Here is a 25,044-nt window from a genome sequence, read left to right as displayed (position 1 = left end):
TGGCTTCAGAAGCCAGCTGACGTTTGTTTCTTCTACTGTTTAACCAATTGGTGGCGTACCTTCTGCGTTCCCAGCAATCGCTTCGATTTGAATCTGAGCACCTTTTGGTAAATCCGTCACACCAATCACTCTTCTTGCAGGCGTGCCTTCAGGGAAGTACGTTTGGTAGACGTCATCTACTGCCGCCAGCTCTTCAATCTCTTTCACAAAAATGTTCACTTTCACCAGATCAGCTAAGCTGTGATCCACACTTTCAATAATCGCTTTAATATTTTCTAAACATTGCGTCGTTTGTTCCTTGATTCCGCCAGCGACTAACGCATTTGTTTTAGGGTCCAATGGTAGCTGAGCTGATAGATGGTTGTAATGAGAAAAAGCAACAGTTTGTGTCGAAAATGGACACTTCGGTGCGTGCTCTGTATTATTTGCTTCAATAATTAATCCATGTCGATCTTCAATCGCTTGTGGTGGCGTACCATCCCCATGAGAAACCACCGCTTCTACTTGCACCGCCGCGCCCATTGGTAAATCAGCAACAGCAATCACTGTTCGTGCTGGCATATAATTGACCGTGCGCGCAATTCCTGAATCTGGGAAAAAAGCGGCATATACTTGATTGACAGCTTCCAGCTTAGATAAATCTTTTAAATAAATGTTGATCTTCACAATATCATCAAAAGGCACATCAATACTGGTTAAAATGGCTTTTATGTTTTTCAAACATTGCTTTGTTTGCGTTTTAACACAGCCAGCCACAACTCTGCCCGTTTGAGGATCTATAGGCAATTGTGCAGACAGATTGTTATAGTGAGAAAACGCGACCGTTTGACTGGCTAGAGCATCAATTGGTGCCTGAATAGTCTGATTTGTTAATTTAATTAAATCCCCAGCTTGAGGCGCATTAGGGATAGTTCCTTCCCCATTTGAAACAAGTGCCTCCATTTGAACGGAAGCGCCTAACGGCAAATCTGTGACGGCGACCACTGTTTTAGCTGGATAATAATGGGTAAAAAAGGCCACATAGACCTCCTCAACTGCGGCAGCATCCCGCATATCTTTGACAAAAATGGTCATTCTGACAATGTCACTCATCACATGGTTGATACTTTCAACAACCGCTTGGATATTTTTCAAGCATTGTGTCGCTTGGGACCGAATGCCACCTTCTACCAATTGTCCAGAGGTTGGCTCAATAGGTAACTGTGCTGACAAATGATTATAGTGGGAAAATGCGACTGTTTGGGCTGCGAGAGGATGCTTTGGTGCACGCTCTGTATTTCTTGCTAAGACGATATTTTCATTACTCATAACTCTACTCCCTTTTTTAGCATTCCAACAAAAATGATTCCGCTTACATTTTTAAGCATTAAACTTCCAACAAGATCCTTTTTATTTTCCTGCTTTTCTATTAATGGTGATAGCTTTCCACCACCACTTCTTTCAGTCTACAATAAGAACAGGAACATTTCAATAAGGCATTCCTAAATTGATTGTTGGCCCGCAAACAAATCTTCTTCAGTTAAAGAAGACTGGCACGAATCAAGCTTGATTCGTGCCAGTCTTTATAGATAACTCGTTAGCTTTAACTAGTTTTATTTAACCACCATATACTCACGATAATTTTCCGAGAACGTATCCATTAGCGTATAAATTCGTTCAAAATCATAGTCACGACGAGGGTCATCATACCAAACACATTGAATACTTCCAATAATTGGAAGATTTGGGCTACCTGCTGGCACATCTGTAAATGCTTTTTTCGACATATTTGCTAAAGCATCATCATATTGATAAATGCCAGAATCAACATTGCCAGCTACCCAATACCACGCATCATTGGTATTAAAAATTTTGTGTCCTTTTTGAACAAAGTACTCAGGTTTGGCTACGTCATACCCACTCCAACCGGCTGTCCAATAAGAAATAATAATCTCTGGGTCAAATGTACCGAAAGAATCGTCGCTGTTGTAATAAATGCCATCATTGAAGCTCATTGGCTGCATGCCCGCATCTTTAATTATTTTAGCTAAATCATTCGCATAAGCGACAAAATCCTTGTAGCGCCCAGAAGATTGCAGTTTCGCCCAACCGCCTGTGTCGACATCATTTGCATACTCATCGCCACCAAAATTGAAAATTTCACTATGCGCGGAAAAATAAGCCACGTACTTACTGATAATCGCCTTTGTGAAATTCACTGCCTTTTGGTTCCCTAAATCTACTGTTCGTTTTGAGCCATCAAAAGCGGGATTTTTAATCGCTAGTTTTTCCATGGCCACTAACAAGGCATCCATATGTCCTGGACTGTTAATCACGGGAATGATGTTGATGTTGCGCGCTTTCGCAAAAGCCAACAACCGATCCATTTCTTTTTGTGTTAACGCGTTGCCATTAGGATCATTGTAATACGCGTTGTTGCCTCGTTGGATTGCTTTTGAAACCCGGTTGTGGTTGTATTTTTTACCATTCACATTGACCGACATATCATCCAAGATAAACCGTAAGCCATCATTTCCTAAAATTAATTGGACATCTGTGTACCCATTTTGACTGGCTTTGGCCACTAATTCTTCCAGTTGCTCCACGGAAAAATATTTTCTTCCCGCATCAATGGAGAAGACACTTTTTAAAGGTTGTGTTTGTTTCTCTTTTAAATTATCCAAAGCTGTTTGGACCTCCGTTTGCCAAGTAGTCACTTGCGCGGCTGTATACGTTTTTCCCGCAAGTTCTGTTGCGACTGTCTCTTTTGTTGTTTGTAGTGCTTGAATCGTTTCTGGTGTATAGCTTTCTGCCTTTTCAATGGCTGTAACTGCTTGATCCAACGCACGATATAAAGTGGTTAAGTCAATGGCTAACAGGCCTTTTTCTAATTCAGCATCATAGGTATTTGAAATCCCTTGGCCATAATCGCCACCTAAAATAGCTTTATTCACATCATAAAGCGTTGTTGCTTGTGTCACTGCTTCTGCGGCTTTATTTTGTGCTTCAAGGTCTGTGTTGGCGTAGCTAATTCGTTTTAAATAGTGTTGCGCAGCCGCTTTCATCTCTGCAAGAGAAACGCCTTTACTCTCTGCAATGGCCGTTTTTGTCCAAAGTAAATTAGAAGGTTTTATCTGATTTAAATCGTCTTCATTATAGGTGCGACCATCGCGATCTAAGGCATAGAGGAACATGCCCCCTAAATTATTTTCATAAGAATAACGAGCTACTTTATACATGTTACTTTCCATATACGGCTCTTTTGTGTCATACCAGCGGTTGCGATCTTGCTCTTCTGGGAAAGTTAATCCTGGAACAAATCGTTCCCCATTGAGAACCGGACTTAAATTATTTAATGCTCGTTGCGTGCGTTGGTCATCGCTGCCATACTGTTGATACGCGAGAAAATCGAAACAGTCACTGACATCTTGTAAAGGTGGTAAATATTCTGCATTGGTATCATACAAAAATGGACGATCCGTTCCCGACTTCGGTCCAATGTATTTTGATAATGCACGAATGACACCATTAGATAGAACAATATCTTTTTCACTTGGACGAGTTTCCATGTCAATATCTAACCCATCAATTCCTAAATCATCGACAAATTTGGTTAACAACTCTTTCGCATAAGCATCAAATTCTGCTTCTGTAGGCGTTGTTCCTGCGTAAGGAACTTTTAATAGCTCGCTGTAATCAATCCCACGAACTAAACGAACACCTCGTGCATGCAGTGCTGGCGCATACTCATTTTTTAACGTATCATAAAATGGCTGTGCAAGTGCTTCTTGTCCTTTTGGCACATAACTAAAGACATTCACAATGTCAATACCATAAGGAATATCGTGCATCGTTAGCCAATTTTCATCTGGCAATGTTGTATTAACTCCTTGCATCGTTTTGTCACGCCAAGCCCGATAATAAACCATAAAATGTTTCTCTTGGGTCGGCTCATTGGCTTGGCTGATCATTGGTTGATGAAACAGACTAAATAAGATAAACGCCAAGCCAACCAATAACGAAAGACCCAGCCAACTGACAATTGTTTCTCTGTTTTCTCCTTTTCTTGTCGATAAATTGTTCCCCACTTTGAACACCATTCCTTTCTGCACTCCGTTCATTTTTGTGTATCCACCTAAAAAGAAAGCGCATACACAACCATCAATAGAATAACAAAAAATAACGAATTTGCAAAATAGAAACTGGAAAAATGAGGATTTTCTATAAAAATCTTTTCCCGCCTAAAATCACTTTTGTTAGACGGCGTTTAAATGGTAAACTTTGAGACTTGCAAGAAAAATAGGCCTGTTTTTCTTGCAAGTCTCCTTTACTTAGTCGTGATCAACATCGGCGATTTTCACAACAATTTTCCCTTGCGCTCGTCCTGTCAGTGAATAGTCCACCGCTTCTTGAATTTGGCTAAAAGGAACGACTCGGTCAATTATCGGCTGTAATTTTCCCTGTTCAATAAACTCAGTGAGTAAAGCTAATTGCTCGCCATCTGGACGCATAAACAAAAAATGATAACTAACATCTGTGGCTTGCTCCAATCGATGAATCTTGCGAGTAGCTATTTTAAAGGCCCATTGTTTCCAAAGCGGCAAGCCATACTCTTTAGCAAAACGTTCGTTGGGAATGCCTGACAATGTAACAACTTTTCCCTGAGGTTTAACCACTGAAAAAGCTTTTTCTAAGATTGTCCCCCCCATTGTATCAAACACATAATCGTAGTCGGATAAAACTTCTTCAAAATTTTGTGTCCGATAGTCAATCACTTCATCTGCTCCCAACGCTTGAACCCATTCTTTATTTTTACTACTCGTTGTGGTGGCAACGTAAGCGCCCGCTAGTTTTGCTAATTGAATCGCAATGGTTCCAATCCCTCCTGAACCTGCTTGAATCAGGACTTTCTGGCCTGGCTGTACATTCATAATATCATGTAGCGCTTGATAACTTGTCAAACCGACTAACGGAATGGCCGCAGCTTCTTCAAACGTTAAATTTTTCGGCTTCATAGCTACAGCCGCTTGATCCACTGCAATATATTCAGCAAAAGTTCCCACGCGATTTTTGGGTACTCGTCCGTAAACTGCATCGCCCATCCTAAAATTTTGAACATTTTTTCCAACAGAAACAACAATCCCAGCAAAATCACTGCCTAAAATCAGTGGCATTTGATAATTTAAAAGCATCTTTACTTTGCCATCTTTTGTTTTTAAATCAATCGGGTTGATACTGGCAGCGATAATTTTGACCAAAACATCATTGTCATGAATGGTGGGTAAGGGCACCTCCTCGATTGATAATTCTTTTTGTCCGTATTTATGAATTAAAGCGGCTTTCATCATTGAATCTTTCCTCTCTTTCTATCCCTTTTATTGGTTTAAAAGTTTAAACCTTTAATCAATTAGTATCTTAACGAAAAATGGGATCCACGTCAAGTTTCAGCCCTCAGCGTATTTTATTGACAAAAAACACGAAAAATGGTTTAATCGTTTAAAAATACGAACCAAAGAGGCGAAAAAATATGAAAGAATTAGAAGAAATTCAAACAGAATTTACTGCGCTTAGTGATTTTTTAATCGCATTGGGTGATGAAAAACGCCAAGCAATTATTATTGCACTGTTAGAAGACCAGGCCTGTGTTGGCCGTCGTGTCACTGAGTTAACAGAGGCGACACAACTCTCACGTCCCGCTGTTTCTCACCACTTAAAAATTTTGAAACAAGCCAAATTAATTGATTGTCGCAGTGAAGGAACTAAAAATTATTACTCACTTTCTCACGATACCACCAAAATTGAGCAACTCCAACAACTATTGACCCACATTACGTCGATTATGCCAGGGAGGAAGCAAGCATGAAAAAAATTCTCGTGGTCCTCACAAACGTTTCCCGTTATCACGGCACCGAAGAACCAACGGGCCTCTGGCTAGGTGAAGCCACGGAGTTCGTGGAAGAAGTAACCAAAGCAGGATTTTCAGTTGACTATGTTAGTCCCCAAGGAGGCTATGTCCCTTTGGATCCCCGGAGTATGAAATATGTAGATTCATCCATTATGGCAGTTTATGAAAGTGCTGATTTTCAAGAACGAGCGTTAGCGCATTCCCTCTCTCTTGAAGAAATTGAGCCAGATGAATACGCAGCAATTTACTTTACAGGAGGCCATGGCGTTATGTGGGACTTTCCTGATAATCCTCAGTTGCAAGCAATCACTCGTAGCCTTTACGAACAGGGCAAATACCTAACTTCTGTTTGTCACGGAATTGCTGGTCTTTTAAATGTCAAAGATGCGTCAGGAAATTATTTGATTGCAGATAAAACCATTACTGGCTTCACTACTGCAGAAGAAATTTTAGCCATGAAAAAAGCAGTTGTTCCTTTCTTAAACGAAACAATTGCCAAAGAACATGGTGCTACTTTTGCGAAAAAGCGTCCCTATAAAGAATTTGCGTATCAAGATGGCCGTATAATCACTGGGCAAAATCCTTTTTCTGTCCGCGCTGTCGCAAGATTGTTAATTCAACAACTATCAAAATGAAACAACAGCGACTACTTTTAGGTAGTCGCTGTTGTTTCATTGCTTCTTCTTTTTTCCGAAAGCCGAAGCCCTAACATAAAAAATTTTTGATTAGCTAAAGAGTAACATCGCGCCAATTAAGATAATTAGGTTAATTAAGCCTAAGACAATCATTGGTTTGGCCATGAATTTTGTCCAAGTGGCATATTGAACTTTGGAAATTTCCAAACCACCCATTACGACACCAGATGTTGGCGTGATCAAATTAATCAAGCCACAACCTGAAGCAAAAATCATAACCATCACTTCTGGACTTAAACCAATGTTTTTAGCTAACGCACCCATTACAGGAATAGAAACGTACGCTAAACCAGAAGTTGAAGGAATTAGGAAAGATAAACCTAAGTATAAAACAAAGGCACCGATGACAAATAAGACTGGGGAGAGTCCTTGTAATAAGCCTGCCGCTTTATCAAGGATAAATGAATCTAAATACGTTTTAGACATCAAAACAGATGCCCCGCGAGCAACTACGATAATTAAAACAACGGATAACATATCTTTGGCACCGTCGATAAATGCTTCAATGGTTTCTTTTTCAGTAAAGCGACCAATCAAGGCAGCAATGATACCTAAAAGGAAGAACCACATCGCTAAATCGCCAAAGTACCAGTCACCGAAACTGTTGCCTGTTAAAACAGACGTCCAGCCTTTGAAAATCGTCACTCCAAAGTCGTTCCATGGAATTAAGGAAACAATCATAATGACAAAACAGAAAGCGAATACCATTAAGATTTTTTTATGACGATTCGTAAATGGCATTTCTTTCGACGCTGCTTGTCCATACGTTTTTTCCATATCCTCTTGTTCTTGTAAAGATAAAATTGTTGAACCTTTGTCAGCCTTCACTTTTTTCGCATAACGCATCACAATGAAAATAGAATAGCTAGTAGAGGCCGCCCACAAAATAGCACCGACAATTAAAATAATTCCTGTATTCGGCTGAATGCCAATACCTCGCAACGCATCCATCGCTACCCCTGTGGAGAAAGGGTTAACCGTTGAACCGATAACACCTGATCCTGCACCCAATAGCACAGTACCCACTGCGACAAACGTATCAAAACCAGCGGCGACCATGGTGGCACTCAATAAACCATAAAAAGGAATTGTTTCTTCTGCCATTCCATAAGTCGAACCACCAATAGAAAATAAAATCATTAAAATCGGAATGATTTTCAATTCGTTCCCTTTTAACTTTTTAACGACTGATTGAATCCCTGCTTCAAGAGCCCCAGTTTGTGTCACAATATTTAAAAAGCCACCGAGTACTAAAATAAAAATATTAATTTCAATGGCATCTTTAAACCCATTGAATGGAGCCATGATAATATCCGATAATTTGGCCCCTACCACGTGGTCAACCATTTTGCCATCAATTTCTCTTGGGGTAAATGGCTGGCCATTTAGCAAGACCGTTACGATACCTAAAACAATTAAAATAATAAATAAAATACTAAAAGACGAAAGCTGTTTTTTGTTTTTCTTCTTTTTTTCTGCCATATCCTTTTATACAGGAACCTACTTTCCTGTATCTCCCTTCTCTATGATTAATTACTCAATCGATCAATAAAGAATGGCGTATCTAGAAAAGTTAAGAATTTATGACTGTAGCTAATACGGTTCATTTGGACTAATTTTTTCATAACACTGCTTGCTGTTTCCCGCGTAGTTCCACTCATTCGTGCAATGTCATTAATGGTAATTGGACAAGTAATTGCAACGCGTTCTCTGTTGTCAATTCGTTCTCCTAAATCATTTAATAACATCGCCAGTGATGTCACAATCCGTTCACATGCATCATTGGTTGTTCCTTTTTGGATTTTGATCATACTTTCTTTTAAAAGGACCGATTGTTCTTGAATCCAATGAATCAATTGCTGGGGATTATTTTGGAGAAAACGCTCAAACAGTTTAACTGGCACAAACACAACCTCAATATCCGTATAGGCAATCGCGGAGTCGTAATGAACCTCATCTTGAAACAGTCCGATTCTCGGAAAAAGAGCCTGCTTTTTCATAAAATGCAGATAGGAAAAATTACCACTGCGATCATTTTTTTCAATTTTAATGACACCTGAAACCAATAAAATTAAATGATTTCTCGGATCACCTGGATAAAAAAGGACTTGGCCTTTTTTATAGGAGCGAACGAAACTCTCGTTACGCAATTCTGTTAGTTCTGATTCAGAAAAGTATTGAAAATCTTGATTATTTTTAGTGATTATTTTCTCTATCATCATCTTAATTCTCCTAAATACTATACTTTATTTTGTCACAACCGTTCCTACGATTTCATCGCCGCTCATACTTCCTAAGTTTTCCAAAGAAGTGATAATTGCTTGTTTATTGGGTTGGCTTTCTACAAACTGAATGGCGGCTTCAATTTTCGGTAACATACTACCTGGTGCAAAATGACCCGCTTGTTTGTATTCTTCCAACTCTGCTACAGTGACATTGGTTAATTGTTTTTCATCTGGTTTGCCATAATTAATGCACACATAATCCACGCCAGTTAAAATAACTAGTGCATCCGCATCCACTAATTCTGCTAGTTTTTCAGAAGCAAAATCTTTATCGATTACTGCTTCGACACCTTTTAATTCTTGTCCTACGACAGGGATGCCACCACCACCACATGAAATGGTAATTATATCATTTTTTATTAAGGTATTAATAGTCTCAGCCTCGTGGATGTCAATTGGCTTAGGACTTGGAACGACTTTGCGCCAGCCACGTCCTGCATCTTCTTTAAAAATAGCACCTGCTTGCATTGCTTCTTTGGCTTCAGCTTCTTTTAAAAATGGACCGATCGGTTTTGTTGGATTTTTGAATGCCTCATCTGCTGGATCTACGACCACCTGTGTTAAAACAGTAGCCACTTGTTTCTTGATTCCTGCTTTGTTTAATTCTTGATTAAGCGCATTGGACAACCAGTAGCCGATACTTCCTTGTGTCATAGCAACACACGTATCTAGCGGCATCGCTGGATTTTTTTCAGAATCAGCTGCTTGTTGTTGCAATAATAGATTTCCGACTTGTGGACCATTGCCATGTGAAACAATCAACCGATGCCCTTGTTTAATTAAATGAACTAAATAGGCAGATGTTTGAACTAATGCTTGCTGTTGTGCTTGTGCGCTAGCATCATTTGAAAGGATGGCATTTCCGCCTAGTGCAACGACCATTTTTTTCCCCATTACAAATCCTTCTTTCCTATCATAATAAAGAATAGGCCGCCCTTCAAAAGAATCTCTTAAAGGGCGAAACGACTATTCTTTTTTCAATGTTTTTTCAGTTGCTTCCTACACACGAGGAATGAATAAGTTGCCTAAAGTAGCTGCCATGATCGCTTTAATAGAATGCATTCTGTTTTCTGCTTCTTCAAATTGACGACCATATTTACTGCGGAAGACTTCATCCGTGATTTCCATTTCAGTAATGCCGAATTTTTCAGCAACCATTTCTCCGTATTGTGTTTTCGTATCATGAAAGGCTGGCAAACAGTGTAATACGATTAAATCGCCATCCATGTTTTCGGTTTTTTCTAACATAGCCATATTAATTTGATAAGGTTTCAACAGATTGACACGTTCTTCAAATTTATCTTCTTCACCCATGGACACCCAAACGTCTGTATATAACACGTTGGCTCCTTTAACACCTTTAGCAACGTCGTCTGTAATCATTAATTCTGCACCAGATTCTTTCGCAAATTCTTTTGCGTAATTAACGACTTCATCAGAAGGGAACAATTCTTTTGGTGCACAAATGCGAACATTTACGCCTAAAATAGCACCTGTCACTAACAAGCTGTTTGCCATGTTGTTACGGCCATCGCCGACATATACTAAAGTGATTCCTTCTAAACGACCAAAGTTTTCTTTCACTGTCATAAAGTCCGCAATCATTTGTGTTGGATGCCATTGATCCGTTAAACCATTCCAAACAGGAACACCAGAATATTTCGCTAAATCTTCCACTACTTCTTGACTAAACCCACGGAACTCAATCCCGTCAAACATACTACCTAAAACAATCGCTGTATCTTCAACAGATTCTTTTTTACCTAATTGAATATCGTTGGCGCCTAAATACTCAGGATGTGCCCCTAAATCAATCGCTGCTGACGTGAATGCAGAGCGTGTCCGTGTCGAAGTTTTTTCAAATAAAAGAGCGATATTTTTTCCTTCTAAATAGTGATGTGGAATCCCTTTTTTCTTCAATTCTTTTAAGTGAATACTGAAGTCTACCAAATACTCTAATTCTGCTCTTGTAAAATCTTTTTCTGCTAATAAACTACGTCCTTGAAATACTGAATTCATGATGATTCCTCCTATTTTTGGGTGTTTTTTAAAGATCTTCACGGTAAAGTGGCATACTCATACAACGAGGGCCACCACGGCCACGTACTAGTTCACTTCCTGGAATGTAATTCAATTTCACGCCTGCTTCTTCTAGCGCTTTATTCGTAATCGTATTCCGATCGTAAACAACAACTTCCCCAGGGGCAATTGCTAATGTATTTGAACCGTCGTTCCATTGTTCACGGGCTGCTGCTGTTAAATTTCCAGCGCCGCAACGGATTAATTGAACATTGTCTAAATGCAAGTATTTGCATAAAATGTTATCTAATGTATCTTTTTCTTTTGTAATTTGGATGTCTCCATCTGCTTTTTCAGTGATCGAGTAAACAACCAAGCCGCCTTCGATTTCTGGATGAATCGTAAATTTATCATAGTCAATCATGGTAAAAACGGTATCTAAATGCATGAATTTACGGTGTTCACCGATATCAAAAGCCAAGATATTTTTAAACCCTAATTTTTGTTCAAAAATATTTCTCGCAATTTTTTCAATTGACGCGGCATCCGTTCTTTGAGAAATCCCAATGGCCACTACTTCTTTTGAAAGAATTAATTCATCGCCACCTTCAATTCTGGTTGATTCTGAACGATCATAGACTCTAGGAACCTCTTTTCCAGCAAAACGAGGATGATAATCAAAAATGTATTGCCCAAAAATGGTTTCCCGTTGTCGAGTTACTGAATACATATGATTTAAAGAAATCCCGTGCCCCATTGTCGCAAAGTTATCACGCGTGAAGTATAAGTTAGGCATTGGATCAATAATGAATGGATAATCCGCTTCAACCATATCTGTTAAAAATTCTTGCTCATATTTAGGTAATTCTTGTTTTTGAATGCCAGCAATCGCTTTTTGAATCAGTTCTTCGTTGTCGTCAATTTCTAACATTAACTCTCTAACTTTTTCTTTTGCTGATTCGCTGCGAATATTGGCTTCTTCTAAGAATTGGTCAATAAATTGTCGGCGGACCTCTTCATTAATCAACGCTTCAGCAGCTAAGTCCTCTAAATAGACCACTTCGATATCTTTTGATCGTAACAACTCTGCAAATGCATCATGTTCTGCTTGTGCTTTTTCTAAAAACGGAATATCATCAAACAACAGTCTCTCCAGATAATCTGGCATTAAATTTTCTAATTCCTTACCTGGACGATGTAACATCACTGTTTTCAATTTCCCGATTTCAGAAAATACATTAATTGGATGACTCATGTGAAATAACCTCCTCAACTTAATTACAAACACAGAATAACAGACCTGATTAACCTAGGACGTGAGCCATTTGCCAAACAAAATAACAAATATACAACGGTATTCTTTCTTATGCATATTTTCAACCCAAAAGAATGCGCTTTCATAGATATTCTAAAAAAATAATGCATAATTAAATAAAAAAAAATGCATTTATTCAAAAAAAATTATTTCTCCATGCATTTCATAAAGTTATAATCTTATAGAGGTAAAAGTAAGGGAGCCAGAAGTCAAAACGACTTCTGGCTCCCTTACTTTTATGCGTTACTTTTTGACAAAGGTGTTGGCTGAATAAATTGTTGAAAATACTGCTCTAGTTCTTGTGCTTTTTCCTCGGATGATGAAACAATAATAACAGTGTCGAAGCCAGCGACAGAACATTTCTTTTCACACAAAGACACTTCATCAAGTACAGCTGAAAACAATGTTGCGTTGTCTGGTAATGTATGAACCACTAGTAAAAAGGCGACACGTTCAACTTTGGTCACTACCTCACGAATTGCTTGTATCAACTGTTCTTTTTTTCGTTCTTCTAAAGAAGTGAATTGTTCAAAAATCGTTAACCGCATCTCGCCAGACTCATCTAATGCTTTGACGACTTTTAATTCCCATAAATCCCGTGAAATCGTTGCTTGTGCGACATTTATCTCGCGCTTTTTTAATTCTCTTAACAACTCATTTTGACTATGAATTACAGTTGTTTGAATGATTTCTTTAATCAAACTTTGGCGTGTTTGCTTATTCACAAATAACACCCTTCCTCCAGACATTTACAAAGCAATACTAGCAGAATCTCTCTAATTAGAATAGAAAAAGGGTCGTTTAGCTAAAAGGTTCTCATTGATTTTGTCGGATATTTCGCATTTAAAAAAGTGAGACTTGCACAATTTAGTAAAACGTTGTACAGTGATTTTAGGGAATTACTGGCACCGTTTTAAATAACAGCAATGATGTTTTTTTGCATGATTAACTGAACTGGAGGAAAGTAATGAACCGATTAAAACGCCAAACGATGATTAAGCGATTGGTCACAGAAAATGAAATCCATACACAAAGTGAATTACTAGCATTATTGGAAAAAGAAAATATTCACACCACACAAGCAACTATTTCTCGTGACATTCGTGAGCTGAATTTAAACAAAGTAGACAATGGTCAAGGAGAAGCCTATTATCGTATCTTGAATAATTCTGCCCTTCGTCCAAAATATAAAACAGATGAAGAACGTCTTGTTGACATTATTATTGAAACTGGTGTTTCTTTAACACAAATAGAGTTCACAAATCTTTTAACCGTCTTACCTGGCAACGGGCAAGCCATTGGGGTTTTAATTGATCGCATACGTATCCACAACCCTCATATCTTGGGCTGCATCGCTGGGGATGATACCATCTTAATTCTTTCAAAAAATAAAGAAGATGCCCTTGAAGTTAACAACTATTTCCAGCAGTATTTGTACCACCCATAATTCATCACTTAGTAAAATCGACTATTTTTTGACATCATTGCTATTTTTATTAAAGATAAATAAAAAAAGGCGTCTCAGTGAAAGCTGAGGCGTTTTCTCATGAGTTTTTCTTTTGAACACCGTCTTTTTTTTGTATAATAATCAAAAAGCAAAGAAAGGGTTTCTTATGACTGAACAATTCATACTCACTTCAAACGATCAACAAACTCAGCTCAATGTACGTCATTGGCCCTGCCCTTCACCCAAAGCCGTAGTTCAATTGATTCACGGCATGGCAGAGCATATCCAACGTTATGATGAATTTGCTCGTTTTTTAAATCAATTAGGGTTTGCCGTAATTGGTCATGATCATCTAGGTCATGGCGAATCTGTACAACCAAGCGCACCGATCTATGGTTTTTTTGGAGAACAAGGGCCTGAAAATGTCGTTACAGATATTCGTCAAGTGAAACAATGGGCTGTGAATCGCTATCCACAATTGCCCTATTTTATGATGGGTCACAGCATGGGGTCTTTCGCCTTGCGCAACTATCTGCAAGACTATCCTGTGACTATGCAAGGAGTCATTTTCATGGGTACTGGAACAAGTCCGTTACCTTTAACCGCAGCATTGCCTTTTATTAAAAAAATGGCCGAGAAACAGCCGAAAAAACCAGCTCCGTTCATTGATAAGCTGGCATTTGGTTCTTTTAGCAAAAAATTTCCTGAAGCAAGTTCCTTTAATTGGCTTTCTAAAAATCAAGCCAATGTCGCTGACTATGAAAATGACCCATTAATGGGCTTCGTATTTACCAATAATGGTTTTGCTACCCTTTTTTCGCTTGTTAAACGAGCCAATCAAAGGAATTGGTACCAAGCGATCCCAAAAGAATTGCCTATTTTAATCATTAGTGGCGCTGAAGACCCAGTTGGTGATTTCAGCAAGGGGCCAGCGAAAATTCAAAAGCAATTAAAGCATGCAGGTTTTCAGCACGTGACGTTACGACTATTTCCCACATTGCGTCATGAAATTTTATTAGAAACGGAAAAAGCTACAGTTTTTCAAGAAATTGGGCATTGGTTAACGGATTTAACGAATTAAAAAAGAAGGTTGATGTTGTGACATCAACCTTCTTTTTTAATCTATTTTCGTTAAACCACCCATATAAGGACGTAGAACTTCTGGAATCGTTACGGTGCCATCTTCATTTTGATAATTTTCCAAAATAGCAGCCACTGTTCGACCAACAGCAAGTCCTGACCCATTAAGTGTATGGGCATACTGAACATGACCCGTTTTATCACGATAACGAATCAACGCCCGACGTGCTTGGAAGTCTTCACAGTTTGAACAAGAACTAATTTCTCGATACGTTTTCTGTGCCGGAATCCAAACTTCTAAATCATAGGTTTTCGCTGCCGAGAAGCCCATGTCACCTGTCGAAAGAGTAATCACTCGATAAGGGAGGCCCAATTTTTCTAAAATGTCTCCAGCATTGTTGGTCATTTTTTCTAATTCTTCATAGGAGTGTTCTGCATCACTAAATTTAACCATTTCTACTTTATGGAACTGGTGTAAACGAATTAATCCTCGGGTATCACGGCCTGCGCTACCCGCTTCCGAACGAAAAGAAGGACTTAAAGCAGTGAAATAAATCGGTAACTCTTGCGCCTCTAAAATTTCATTATTATAGTAGTTAGTTAACGGGACTTCCGCTGTGGGGATCAGCGTCAAATCACTTTCTGCAACTTGGAAGACATCTTCTTTGAACTTAGGAAACTGACCAGTGCCAAACATTGCTTTGCTATTGACCAAATAAGGAGGAATCACCTCGGTATAACCATGTTCATTAACATGTTGATCTAACATAAAATTATAGACCGCTCGTTCTAAACGAGCCCCTAAGCCTTTGTAATAAAGAAAACGGCTACCAGATACTTTCGCGCCTCTTTCAAAATCTAAAATTCCTAAGGCTTCACCGATTTCCCAATGTGGTTTCGGTTCAAATGAAAAAGTTTTCGGCGTACTCCACCGCCGAACTTCTACGTTGGCGGCTTCGTCTGCGCCAACAGGCACGCTCTCATGAGGTAAGTTAGGCAGACGTTCTGCAATTGCTGTGCATTGTTCTTGCAAATGAACAACTTCTTGGTCTAAAACTTTAATTTGCTCGCTAACTTCTTGCATATTTAGTAATTGTTGTGAAGCATCTTTTTGTGCACGCTTTAATTGTGCAATTTCTCCTGATACCTGATTACGGTGTTTTTTCAGTTCTTCAACTTTAACAAGTAACGCTCTCCGTTCTTCATCTAAAGCCAAAAAGCGTAATAAAACTTCCTCGTCCACACCACGTGTTTTTAACTTTTTCTGTACCACTTCTACATTTTGGCGAATTTTTTTCATATCCAGCATCTTATTTCCCTCTTCATGATTAAATTTTAAACAATGGTGAATTTTACTTTTTCAAAAATCTCATTCTTCATTCGTTGGCCAGTCGCTGTGCCAGCTAAGCCACCTAAACCCGTTTCTCTCAATTCTCGTGGTAATTGACGGCCGACTTTATTCATGGCTTCCACCACTTCATCTGCTGGTATTTTATTTACAATTCCAGCTAAAGCCATATCTGCAGCGATTAACGCATTGCCTGCACCTACTGTATTTCGTTTGACACAAGGAATTTCGACTAACCCAGCCACTGGGTCACAAACTAAACCTAATAAATTCCCTAAAGCCATAGCAAAAGCTTCAGAAGATTGGCGTGGTGTTCCGCCAGCCGCTTCAACAGCTGCAGCGGCGGCCATCGCTGAAGCACTGCCTACTTCGGCTTGACATCCACCAACAGCACCAGCAATCATCGCATTGTTGGCTGTGACCATCCCAAATAAAGAACTGGTAAACAAGAAACGAATTTGTTGATCACGCGTTAAATTCAAGGTATTTTTAATCGCTGTTAAAACCCCTGGTAAGGTGCCACTTGCACCAGCAGTTGGCGTTGCGCAAACAACGCCCATTGCTGCATTGACTTCATTCGTACCTAGTGCGGCTTGAACTGCAGACATCATTAAATCACCTGATAACGTTTTGCCAGCTGCGCGGTATTTTTTTAAACGAGCCGCATCACCGCCCGTTAACCCAGTAGGAGAAAAAACGCCTGCTCCTTCTTGCGAGCGTTTGACAGCAGCATCCATAACATCCAAATTTTGACCCATCTGTGTCCAAATTTCTTCATAGCTTTTTTGGCTACGCTCCATTTCTTGCTCAATCATCAAATCAGAGATTTTTTTTCCTGTTTTTTCAGCTTTATCGATAAATTCTTCAATCGAAAGGTACATATGTCAAACTCCTATCATAATAAGATTATTTTCGATGTGTCATCTAGTGAAAACAGTTGTTCTTTCACCGAGGAAATTGGTGCCGAATCTAAGTCAAAGATGAATAAAATTTGATTCCCTTCCACATAACGAGACACCGCATTCACTTGAATATTATTTTTTTGTAACGTATCTTTAAAAGCTTGCATCGCCTGCTCTTCTTGATTAATGACTAACAAAATAGGTAAAGGACCATGTAGTTGTACATTGAAACCGTCTAATTCAATGTATTTCACCTCGATAGTACCGCCACCTACAGAAATTCCTGTTAAATGGATTTCGTGCGTTGCATCACTGAGTGTCACACATGCTGTATTAGCATGCTTCACTGGACTTTCTTCACTCATTTCTAAAAATTGAATCTCGATTCCTTGTTCTTCCGCAAGTTCAATGGATTGTGTTACGTTGGCATCATCTGCTGCTAGTCCAAGAATTCCGCCAATAATTGCAAAATCAGTTCCATGTCCTTTATGCGTGTCTGCAAAAGATTCATAGTATTTAATCACAATTTTTTCTGGCGTTCCGCCGAATAACTTTCTTGCCGCTAAGCCAATTGCTAAGGCCCCAGCTGTATGCGAACTAGAAGGACCAATCATAATAGGACCGATAATGTCAAAACAACTTTTGTAGTTCATTACTTTGTTCACTTTTTTAGGTTTATTGATGGCCATAGCTGTGTTCATACGTAACTCCTCCTTTGGTTTTTACTGCTTCTTTTTCTTTTTCACTGGTTACTTCCGTCGTTCCTTCAAATTCTGGTGTATTATCCACCGCTTCAATTCTGTAACGTTTAAAGACCAGCGCACCTAAAAATCCAAACATCAGACTGACCACTGTGATAATCGCTACTGCTAGTAAAGTCGTTTGAATGGCATTGTTACCTAATGTCACAAGTAAACCAGCCCACGGTGTTGCCATTCCTGTCACAGGTACTTTTAAGCCAAAGAAAGTCACTACAATACCACTAACCATTCCTGAAAATAAATTCGTTGCGTAAATAGGTATTGGATTGGAGCTGATGATATCGACTTGTGTTAATGGCTCAATTGCCACAGCTAACGGGGTTGAAGCTGTGCCTAGTTTTAACTTTTTAAATAGCGCCGCATTGACAATGGAACTGCCGTAACAAGTCAACGCACCGACAGCCATTGGTACACCAGTCAAACCAATCAAGGCAGTTAAAACCATTGAACTTAACGGTGTCATACCAACAATCGGGATAATAGCACCTAAAATTGCGCCCATCACATATGGATTGCCATCTACTGCACTTAAAATCGTGCCCCCAATAACTTCTAGGACACCTAATACAACGGGTTGAATAAAACCAGCAACTAACGAAGCAGCGACTGGAATGACTAAAATAACGACTAATAAGTCAATCCCTTCTGGAATACGTTTTTGCATCTGCTCAACAACAAAAGATAAAAGATATGCGGTAATAAAGGCTGGTAACAAGCTGACTTTAATCAATGACAGACCTAAAATAATTGAAAAAACTGGACTAATCCCGAAAGCGAGCGGCACAAGAGCTCCAGCTGCTAAACCACCTAGACTACCCATAGTTTCACCAATTTGCGACACATAATCTAAATGAAAAACGCCGCCTACTGCATACCGCAAAAATGCCTCTGGTAGAAAGGTGGCACAAGCTGCACCAGACAAAGCACTTAAAGATTTTTTCCCTCGCGGTGCTTTAAAAGAGAATAGGGACATGCCACATAAAACTAAGACTAACATCAAGATTCCTGATAACGTTTTCATTTCTTTGCCTCCAACTATATTTTTTTATAACGGATGGTACTCCTGAATAAAATTTTTATTGCTCAACAAGTGAAAGAATGAGCGAGCATTCCGATGAACTAAAGTACAATGAGTAACAAAAATTTCATTCCACATTCAGAGTATACGACTAAACAAAAGTTTAGTCAATGTATTTTTTTAACGTAAAGAATCTTATTGCTTTTCCATTAAAAAAGTATTACACTAAAATTAATTTCAGTGTAGGGGAGGATATCACTTGGAGTCATATTTACGTTTAAGTGAAGTAGATAAACAAATCTTACATTCACATGCCTTAATGCTTGATGGATTAGGGAACTTCTTTGGTAGTACCCATGAAGTCATTCTTCATAGTTTAGAAAATTTGGAAAGTTCAGCTATCAAAGTCATCAATGGCCATTTCAGTAACCGCAAGGAAGGTGCCCCCATTACTGATATGGCGTTAAAAATGTTAAGTCAAGTAGAGTCGGAACATGATTACGCTGTGAAACCCTACTACAATAAAAATCAAAAAGGGGTTATTTTAAAATCTTCCACCATTCCAGTTATCGGTGAAAATGATCGTATTATTGGATTGATCTGTATCAATATGCATTTAGAAATGCCATTAATTGATTACTTGCAAGACTTATTACCTTCAGGACAACAAAATGATATGTCCCAAGAGCTTAAAAATTCTGAACATTTTTCTGACAATATTGACGAATTAATCACTACTTCACTGACAAAAGTAAAACAAGCAGTAGAAAGCGATCCAAATGTATCACATTTGAATCAAAATAAAGAAATTGTTATTCGTTTATATGATCAAGGAATTTTTAATCTCAAAGATTCTGTCATAAAGATTGCCGATCGATTAGGTATTTCAAAAAATACCATCTATTTACATATCCGCAATCATAAAAAAGAAGAAGCTTAAAACATCAAAGCCACCAACGCTAACTAGCGTTGGTGGCTTTGATCACTTCTCTTCTATTTTAATTTGGTAAATCAAACAAGTAAGGTGTCCCTATTTCTCCATTTAACGTAACGTCTAAGCGATTTTTTGTGCCGGGAACTAAATTACTGGCTGTGAAATTCCCTTGGGCATCCGCAGTAAAACTTGCTAAAATCACCCGCGCATCATCTGCACGTGACACTAAAATAGTTGCATTCGGTGCTGTTTTACCAGAAATTGTCCCTTGTTTCGGATCAATCGTAATATTGCTAAAAGAAAGCGCTGCTTCTTGTCCTGAACTTGGAATATCAATTTGGACAGGTACACTATTCCGTTGATCAACGGTTGCGATTAATTGAGTAGTCGCTCCCGCTCTGGGACTAATTACTGTAAAATTGCCATTGGCATCCGCATAAAAAACACCTGCTTGTGCAGAAGCATCACCGACTACCGTTGCTGTAATGGTTGCATTAGGTAATGTAGTACCATTAATTTCATTTCTTTCAGGATTGAAAACAACATTGGTAATTGTAATGTTTGTATCAGGTGCTTGGTTTTGAGGGACTTCATTCGTTTCATCAGTTCCTGCAGAAGTCTGCGTGGCATTTTCTGACGGATTTTCCCCTGTCACATTAGAATTTTGACCCGCGACAGACGAATGACTACTTTTCATTTCTTGTTGGCTAGAGGATTTCTGCGTGGCTTTCTTTGTTTCTTGCTTTTGCTTAGAATCATTTGTGCTTGCTGTTTTTTTGTTTCCACATCCTGCTAGACTTAAAGACAATACACTGAACGTTAATATACTGAACAAAGCAATTTTTTTCATTTTTCGTTACCTCCAGAAATCTTTTTGTAACATTAATGTAACATTGTTTTAAAAATCTAGCAATAATTTTTCAACCGTTTTCCTTTTTGTTTAAAAAGAAAAAACCTGCACAAAGGCATTTAGCCTTTGTGTAGGTTTTTATCTGCTAAATGGATTTAATGTTTGCGATAGCTTAAATAGTAAAAGCCAGAAACAAAAATGGCGCCACCAATGATATTACCTAAATAAACAAAAATAAAATTACGGAAAAAGTCTCCCCACTGAACGCCGCCTTCAAAAATTGCGGCTGGAATGATGAATGCATTCGCCACACTATGCTGAAAGCCAATTGCAACAAAAATCATTACTGGAAACCAGATGCCTAATAGTTTCCCCGCCGCATCTTTCGCACCATAACAAAGCCATAAGGCCAGACCTACGAACCAGTTACAGCCAATACCTGAAATAATTGCTTGAAGCCAAGTTGCTGCAACTTTATGTTCTGCAAGAGAAAGAACCTGATTTAAATAGGCGCCGCTACTGGTTAAACCTAAATAATGACCAAAAAAATAGGCAACAAATAAGGCGCCAACCATATTTGCCAATGTAATTGTGACCCAGTTCACGAGTAATTCTCTGAAAGAGACCTTTTTAGCAAACCAAGCCGTACTCACTGCCATCATATTTCCTGTGATTAACTCACCACCAGCCATTAAAATAACAATTAGACCAATTGGGAAAACCGCAGCTCCCACTAAAGCTTGAACACTGGCTAAATCTGCTGGAATAGAGGCGGAAACACGCACATAAGCCAAATAGCCGAGGGAAATCATGGCACCGCCGATAAATCCTAAAATGAGTTTTGCTACCAAAGGCTTTTGAATTTTTTTCTGACCATTTTCAATACTAATACTTAAAATTTCATCTGGTGTATACAAACATTTCACTTCCTTTGTTTTTTGTCCTCCTTTACTTTACCCTTATATCACAGAATTTCAAGTACTTTTGTGTATTTTTTCACTAAAAACTGTAGTTCTTTTAATTTTATATGAAAACATCCTGAAACAAGTCCTATTTCTTGTTTCAGGATGTTTACTTATCCGTTTTTAAAGAGTTATCTTTTCACTTTAAAACAATAGGTTGCTATGGCTAACGATAAAAAGCTCAGGCCTAGGAAGCTCCCAACTGCTGAAGATTGTTCCCCTGTTTTGGGGAATTTTTTCTTGGCAATTTTAGTCGTATTATCCGCTTTTTTGACTGTTCCTGACGATTCTTTATTTGTCTGTATCTGTTTAGTTGCTTGGTTTTCTGCTACTGATTCCTTTGTTTGACTAGCCTTGGCAGAGGGCTTTGAATTACTTTGAGCGTCATTAGGATCTTGATTAGACTCTACCGCGTAAATGACAGAATTCTGGCCTTTGCTTTGACTGTTTTCGTTTAAAGTGCTTGGGGTGCTACTCTCACTTGTACTGTTGGTTGCGCTGGTCGTACTTGAAGCACTACTTTCGCTGGTACTACTGGTTTTACTGGTTGTACTTGGTGTGTTGCTTTCATTTGTATTGCTTGTTTCACTTGTCGTACTTGAGGTACTACTTTCGCTGGTACTACTGCTCTCACTTGTCGTGCTTGGCGTGCTGCTTTCGCTGGTACTACTGCTTTCACTTGTTGTGCTTGGCGTGCTGCTTTCGCTGGTACTACTGCTTTCATTTGTCGTGCTTGAGGTGCTGCTTTCGCTGGTACTACTGCTTTCACTTGTTGTGCTTGGCGTGCTGCTTTCGCTGGTACTACTGCTTTCACTTGTTGTGCTTGGCGTGCTGCTTTCGCTGGTACTACTGCTTTCATTTGTCGTGCTTGAGGTGCTGCTTTCGCTGGTACTACTGCTTTCATTTGTCGTGCTTGAGGTGCTGCTTTCGCTGGTACTACTGCTTTCACTTGTCGTGCTTGAGGTGCTGCTTTCGCTTGTGTTACTAGTTGTCTCTGTTGATTTTTCAACTAACAGAAGTAACGCCGTTTTTATGGTTTGTGTTAATTGGTTAATACGCTTTTGTGCATCTGCAGGCGTTTTAAAGCCACCAAGTATTGGCTCTAATAATTCTTCATCTGACCAAGCAAGCAGTTGTTGTAACTGCTTAGAGCTTCCTTCGCCAGTTGTTGTATCTATTAAGGCTTCTTGCATGGCTTGCCAAGAGTCTGTGGTATATACAGATTCGTCTAATTTATGGACGCTTGCCAGTTCATTTTCTGCTTCTGCACGCTCTAGCGTGATATCGGCTTTTTTGACTAATACTTTCATTGCAGATTGCAAATTACTTGTTAACTGATCCACTTGTTCTTGAGTTTTGTCCCCACTCACCTGACCTTCTGCTAACAATTGTGTCGCCTGCTGATAATAGGAAGGAACAATCGTTTTAGGCCCAATGGCAGTGAATAGCTGCCAAGAGTAAACTGTATATTGGTTTGCTTCACCAATCGAAGCATAAACGGTTTGTAGCTGGGACAAATCAAGCTTTTTTGCAGGGGCCTCTACCGTCACCGGTACGTTCACTGTTACCAATGACCCTGTTTCATAAGTTAATTGAACAGTCACTTTTTGTTGGCCGATTTCATTTAAGACCTCTGGATTGACGATTTTAGCGGCTGGGACTGCTTCATCCGCGTCATTTGTATTTGCAACCAGTTGCTGCGGATCGATTGATTGTCCTTGCACAATCGTTGTAGCCACAGGGGTTGCTAAAGTATTTCTAACCGGAATTGGCGTATTTTTATATTGCTCATAAAGCGTTGGTGAAATTAATGATTCCCATGTTGCTGGCATTAAGCGATAGTCGGCCTCTGTCCAATTTTCTACCAATAATTGGCCGTTTTTAAGGCCATCATCTCGAGTATTGTCTTTCACAAAACTCGTTTCTGGTCGGAAACCACCGCCACTAGCGATTAACAATTCCCGACGTCGGTTTTGCGGAATATTGTGGTAGTTAACAAACTGATTGTTGATAAATACGCCATTGAACACATTGTTATTTCCTGTATGTCGATTGTATTCCATTCCAATTGCATATTGATTGTCCCAATACTTCCAATCAAAAATGTTATTAGCCACTAGCCAGTTGGATAATTCTGAAATAGCTCCCTCTGCTTGTGTTTCTGCCAAACCAATCTCTGGTGTTCCATACATAATGAGACCTGTATTTCGCAAATAATTATTCATAATCGTAATATTACGGCCTGATTTAAATTTAAATCCGCCAGCTGGACCATTTTGTAGTCCACGTAAATGATTCCCCACCACCGTGATGTTTTGAGCACCACGGAAATAAATTGCATGATCTCCCACCAGACCATTCAAGTCTTCATTATCATAAGGTGAATAGAAAAAATTATGTTGAACAGTTACATCCTTCAGCATATTAAAAGAATTAACCCCGGTGGATAGATAATTTTGTTCATTAGGTACTGAAATAGCACCAGCTTCAATGGCTGTTTGCAAACGTGTAATAGTCGCTGCTAAATCTGAACGACTGGTACTTTTAATTGCATCTAATTCTGTCACTTTTAACCCAAATAGATTGTCCACGATGTCTACATCTGACATATACTGGAAGCGACTTGGTGTTGAATAACCACCAATGTAAATCGCTCGGTTAAAATCAATCTTGGGTTGCATGTGTGCTGTGTCTCGCATGAAAATATTGCCTGAAATCTTAACGCCAATGTCTGCATTTAAATTGACCACAAATCCTTTTAATGGATTATAGAAGATATTGTTTGCTAGCGTTAATTGATTCGTCAATTTCAAGGTCACATTGATGCCATCAAAAGCAATATTTTGAAGTCGTACATTGGTTTTCGTTCCGTACGTAGTGTCTTTCAGTTGAATCGGTGTACCTGTAGCATTATGTAAAATAGTGGCTCCTGTTGTATCGCCAATTAATTGATAATTTGAAGAAATCGTAATATCTTTTGACAAAGCATAACTTCCCTGTGGTAAAAATAATGCCCGTCCTTCCTTTGCTGTCTGACTCAGTAATGTCTGTAACTTCTCTGTTTGATCCTCTGTGCTATTAGGTACCATCGCTTGCGCACCAAAAATTGTTGCATCTGTTGCATCAACTGGTTCAGCCGCTTCAGTCACCATTGGTAGACCAACCACCGTCAATAAACCAAATAGAAGAATAAGTATTGTTTTCTTCATGTGTTTTCCTCTTTTCATTCCGTTACTTCCAACGGCTTATTTTGTAAAAGTTGATACAGCGTAATAACACGACTGTCTTCGTATGCATAAATTTTTTTAAATTTTGGATTCATATGTAAGATACTTGTTACCTTTAACAAGTTTTGATTTGTGACTTCTAATTCTAAGGCCTCAACCAATTCCTTTAATCGAACACCGGCACTATTTTCTTCACAACTTAAGATTTCTTCAATTTGTTCCATCCGTTTTTTCATTCTATCCCGCCTTCCTTCCCTTGCTCTTTCTATTATATAGAAAAATTCTTGTGAGAACCCTCAATATTTTTTAACTGACTG

The 25,044-nt window shown here is 38.9% G+C and carries 22 protein-coding genes; 5 read left to right on the top strand and 17 right to left on the bottom strand.

Features of this window, described 5'->3' with window-relative positions:
- Window positions 1–39 precede the first annotated feature (39 nt).
- The 3 genes from PYW42_RS00515 to PYW42_RS00505 form a co-directional block, all read right to left on the bottom strand.
- Window positions 40–1,308: a RidA family protein gene (locus PYW42_RS00515; RefSeq protein ID WP_002389578.1), complete on the bottom strand. Its 1,269-nt coding sequence runs from the start codon at window positions 1,306–1,308 to the stop codon at window positions 40–42.
- Between the two features lie 284 nt (window positions 1,309–1,592).
- Window positions 1,593–4,100, bottom strand: coding sequence for an EndoS/ChiA family endoglycosidase (locus PYW42_RS00510; protein ID WP_002387476.1), 2,508 nt, complete (start codon window positions 4,098–4,100; stop codon window positions 1,593–1,595).
- Window positions 4,101–4,310: 210 nt separating this feature from the next.
- The gene (locus PYW42_RS00505; protein ID WP_002389536.1) at window positions 4,311–5,327 is read right to left on the bottom strand and encodes an NADP-dependent oxidoreductase; all 1,017 of its coding nucleotides are present in this window, start codon (window positions 5,325–5,327) and stop codon (window positions 4,311–4,313) included.
- A gap of 179 nt (window positions 5,328–5,506) precedes the next feature.
- Between PYW42_RS00505 and PYW42_RS00500 the strand changes: the two genes are divergently transcribed.
- Together PYW42_RS00500 and PYW42_RS00495 are read left to right on the top strand one after the other, a co-directional pair.
- Window positions 5,507–5,842, top strand: coding sequence for an ArsR/SmtB family transcription factor (locus PYW42_RS00500; protein ID WP_002356136.1), 336 nt, complete (start codon window positions 5,507–5,509; stop codon window positions 5,840–5,842).
- The gene (locus PYW42_RS00495; protein WP_002359260.1) at window positions 5,839–6,519 is read left to right on the top strand and encodes a type 1 glutamine amidotransferase domain-containing protein; all 681 of its coding nucleotides are present in this window, start codon (window positions 5,839–5,841) and stop codon (window positions 6,517–6,519) included. The genes PYW42_RS00500 and PYW42_RS00495 overlap by 4 nt, the downstream gene beginning before the upstream one ends.
- 90 nt (window positions 6,520–6,609) lie before the next feature.
- Here PYW42_RS00495 and PYW42_RS00490 read toward each other — a convergent pair whose 3' ends face one another.
- The 6 genes from PYW42_RS00490 to PYW42_RS00465 form a co-directional block, all read right to left on the bottom strand.
- A complete protein-coding gene (locus tag PYW42_RS00490) occupies window positions 6,610–8,061 on the bottom strand; it encodes a YfcC family protein (RefSeq protein WP_002356134.1) in 1,452 nt (483 codons plus the stop codon).
- A 47-nt stretch (window positions 8,062–8,108) separates the two neighbouring features.
- On the bottom strand, window positions 8,109–8,801 hold the full coding sequence (locus PYW42_RS00485) for a Crp/Fnr family transcriptional regulator (protein WP_002356133.1): 693 nt from the start codon (window positions 8,799–8,801) through the stop codon (window positions 8,109–8,111).
- Between the two features lie 24 nt (window positions 8,802–8,825).
- Window positions 8,826–9,758 carry a carbamate kinase gene (gene arcC, locus PYW42_RS00480; protein ID WP_002389539.1) on the bottom strand — a complete coding sequence of 311 codons (933 nt, stop codon included), beginning with the start codon at window positions 9,756–9,758 and terminating at the stop codon, window positions 8,826–8,828.
- Window positions 9,759–9,863: 105 nt separating this feature from the next.
- The gene (gene argF / locus PYW42_RS00475; protein WP_160816531.1) at window positions 9,864–10,886 is read right to left on the bottom strand and encodes an ornithine carbamoyltransferase; all 1,023 of its coding nucleotides are present in this window, start codon (window positions 10,884–10,886) and stop codon (window positions 9,864–9,866) included.
- Window positions 10,887–10,911: 25 nt separating this feature from the next.
- The gene (gene arcA, locus PYW42_RS00470; RefSeq protein WP_002356129.1) at window positions 10,912–12,138 is read right to left on the bottom strand and encodes an arginine deiminase; all 1,227 of its coding nucleotides are present in this window, start codon (window positions 12,136–12,138) and stop codon (window positions 10,912–10,914) included.
- Between the two features lie 296 nt (window positions 12,139–12,434).
- A complete protein-coding gene (locus PYW42_RS00465; protein WP_002387472.1) occupies window positions 12,435–12,947 on the bottom strand; it encodes an arginine repressor in 513 nt (170 codons plus the stop codon).
- 218 nt (window positions 12,948–13,165) lie between these two features.
- On the opposite strand from PYW42_RS00465, the gene PYW42_RS00460 reads away from it, so the two are divergent.
- Entirely contained in the window at window positions 13,166–13,645 is a 480-nt protein-coding gene (locus PYW42_RS00460; protein ID WP_002356125.1) for an arginine repressor, read from the top strand.
- A 130-nt stretch (window positions 13,646–13,775) separates the two neighbouring features.
- A complete protein-coding gene (locus tag PYW42_RS00455) occupies window positions 13,776–14,726 on the top strand; it encodes an alpha/beta hydrolase (protein WP_002411444.1) in 951 nt (316 codons plus the stop codon).
- A 36-nt stretch (window positions 14,727–14,762) separates the two neighbouring features.
- Here PYW42_RS00455 and serS read toward each other — a convergent pair whose 3' ends face one another.
- Genes serS through PYW42_RS00435 form a run of 4 tightly spaced genes read right to left on the bottom strand, consistent with a single transcriptional unit; the run spans window position 14,763 to window position 18,757 of the window.
- Complete coding sequence (gene serS / locus PYW42_RS00450; RefSeq protein ID WP_002361511.1) at window positions 14,763–16,034, bottom strand: serine--tRNA ligase; 1,272 nt, start codon at window positions 16,032–16,034, stop codon at window positions 14,763–14,765.
- Window positions 16,035–16,060: 26 nt separating this feature from the next.
- The gene (sdaAA, locus tag PYW42_RS00445; RefSeq protein WP_002356122.1) at window positions 16,061–16,954 is read right to left on the bottom strand and encodes an L-serine ammonia-lyase, iron-sulfur-dependent, subunit alpha; all 894 of its coding nucleotides are present in this window, start codon (window positions 16,952–16,954) and stop codon (window positions 16,061–16,063) included.
- A gap of 14 nt (window positions 16,955–16,968) precedes the next feature.
- A complete protein-coding gene (sdaAB, locus tag PYW42_RS00440) occupies window positions 16,969–17,664 on the bottom strand; it encodes an L-serine ammonia-lyase, iron-sulfur-dependent subunit beta (protein ID WP_002387470.1) in 696 nt (231 codons plus the stop codon).
- Entirely contained in the window at window positions 17,651–18,757 is a 1,107-nt protein-coding gene (locus tag PYW42_RS00435) for a PTS sugar transporter subunit IIC (protein WP_002383466.1), read from the bottom strand. Before PYW42_RS00435 ends, sdaAB begins: the two co-directional genes overlap by 14 nt.
- 316 nt (window positions 18,758–19,073) lie before the next feature.
- Between PYW42_RS00435 and PYW42_RS00430 the strand changes: the two genes are divergently transcribed.
- Entirely contained in the window at window positions 19,074–19,694 is a 621-nt protein-coding gene (locus tag PYW42_RS00430; protein WP_002383467.1) for a helix-turn-helix transcriptional regulator, read from the top strand.
- A gap of 58 nt (window positions 19,695–19,752) precedes the next feature.
- Here the strand turns inward: PYW42_RS00430 and PYW42_RS00425 are convergent, their stop codons facing one another.
- The 4 genes from PYW42_RS00425 to PYW42_RS00410 all read right to left on the bottom strand — a co-directional run bounded on the left by PYW42_RS00425 (window position 19,753) and on the right by PYW42_RS00410 (window position 24,963).
- Complete coding sequence (locus PYW42_RS00425) at window positions 19,753–20,538, bottom strand: hypothetical protein (RefSeq protein WP_002389711.1); 786 nt, start codon at window positions 20,536–20,538, stop codon at window positions 19,753–19,755.
- 155 nt (window positions 20,539–20,693) lie between these two features.
- Window positions 20,694–21,455, bottom strand: coding sequence for a formate/nitrite transporter family protein (locus PYW42_RS00420; RefSeq protein ID WP_002389593.1), 762 nt, complete (start codon window positions 21,453–21,455; stop codon window positions 20,694–20,696).
- 176 nt (window positions 21,456–21,631) lie between these two features.
- On the bottom strand, window positions 21,632–24,727 hold the full coding sequence (locus PYW42_RS00415) for a glycosyl hydrolase family 28-related protein (RefSeq protein ID WP_060798778.1): 3,096 nt from the start codon (window positions 24,725–24,727) through the stop codon (window positions 21,632–21,634).
- A complete protein-coding gene (locus PYW42_RS00410; protein ID WP_002356115.1) occupies window positions 24,724–24,963 on the bottom strand; it encodes a hypothetical protein in 240 nt (79 codons plus the stop codon). The genes PYW42_RS00415 and PYW42_RS00410 overlap by 4 nt, the downstream gene beginning before the upstream one ends.
- Window positions 24,964–25,044: the final 81 nt, after the last annotated feature.

It is taken from the genome of Enterococcus faecalis (assembly GCF_029024925.1).
Lineage (GTDB): Bacteria > Bacillota > Bacilli > Lactobacillales > Enterococcaceae > Enterococcus > Enterococcus faecalis.
This window is presented reverse-complemented; position numbering and strand designations above follow the sequence as displayed.

Excerpts from the sequence above, each read along its gene's own strand:
- PYW42_RS00515 (WP_002389578.1), bottom strand. The coding sequence starts at position 1,308 with ATGAGTAATGAAAATATCGTCTTAGCAAGAAATACAGAGCGTGCACCA.
- PYW42_RS00510 (WP_002387476.1), bottom strand. The coding sequence starts at position 4,100 with ATGAACGGAGTGCAGAAAGGAATGGTGTTCAAAGTGGGGAACAATTTA.
- PYW42_RS00505 (WP_002389536.1), bottom strand. The coding sequence starts at position 5,327 with ATGATGAAAGCCGCTTTAATTCATAAATACGGACAAAAAGAATTATCA.
- PYW42_RS00500 (WP_002356136.1), top strand. The coding sequence starts at position 5,507 with ATGAAAGAATTAGAAGAAATTCAAACAGAATTTACTGCGCTTAGTGAT.
- PYW42_RS00495 (WP_002359260.1), top strand. The coding sequence starts at position 5,839 with ATGAAAAAAATTCTCGTGGTCCTCACAAACGTTTCCCGTTATCACGGC.
- PYW42_RS00490 (WP_002356134.1), bottom strand. The coding sequence starts at position 8,061 with ATGGCAGAAAAAAAGAAGAAAAACAAAAAACAGCTTTCGTCTTTTAGT.
- PYW42_RS00485 (WP_002356133.1), bottom strand. The coding sequence starts at position 8,801 with ATGATGATAGAGAAAATAATCACTAAAAATAATCAAGATTTTCAATAC.
- arcC (WP_002389539.1), bottom strand. The coding sequence starts at position 9,758 with ATGGGGAAAAAAATGGTCGTTGCACTAGGCGGAAATGCCATCCTTTCA.
- arcA (WP_002356129.1), bottom strand. The coding sequence starts at position 12,138 with ATGAGTCATCCAATTAATGTATTTTCTGAAATCGGGAAATTGAAAACA.
- PYW42_RS00465 (WP_002387472.1), bottom strand. The coding sequence starts at position 12,947 with ATGTCTGGAGGAAGGGTGTTATTTGTGAATAAGCAAACACGCCAAAGT.
- PYW42_RS00460 (WP_002356125.1), top strand. The coding sequence starts at position 13,166 with ATGAACCGATTAAAACGCCAAACGATGATTAAGCGATTGGTCACAGAA.
- serS (WP_002361511.1), bottom strand. The coding sequence starts at position 16,034 with ATGCTGGATATGAAAAAAATTCGCCAAAATGTAGAAGTGGTACAGAAA.
- sdaAA (WP_002356122.1), bottom strand. The coding sequence starts at position 16,954 with ATGTACCTTTCGATTGAAGAATTTATCGATAAAGCTGAAAAAACAGGA.
- sdaAB (WP_002387470.1), bottom strand. The coding sequence starts at position 17,664 with ATGGCCATCAATAAACCTAAAAAAGTGAACAAAGTAATGAACTACAAA.
- PYW42_RS00435 (WP_002383466.1), bottom strand. The coding sequence starts at position 18,757 with ATGAAAACGTTATCAGGAATCTTGATGTTAGTCTTAGTTTTATGTGGC.
- PYW42_RS00430 (WP_002383467.1), top strand. The coding sequence starts at position 19,074 with ATGCTTGATGGATTAGGGAACTTCTTTGGTAGTACCCATGAAGTCATT.
- PYW42_RS00425 (WP_002389711.1), bottom strand. The coding sequence starts at position 20,538 with ATGAAAAAAATTGCTTTGTTCAGTATATTAACGTTCAGTGTATTGTCT.
- PYW42_RS00415 (WP_060798778.1), bottom strand. The coding sequence starts at position 24,727 with ATGAAAAGAGGAAAACACATGAAGAAAACAATACTTATTCTTCTATTT.
- PYW42_RS00410 (WP_002356115.1), bottom strand. The coding sequence starts at position 24,963 with ATGAAAAAACGGATGGAACAAATTGAAGAAATCTTAAGTTGTGAAGAA.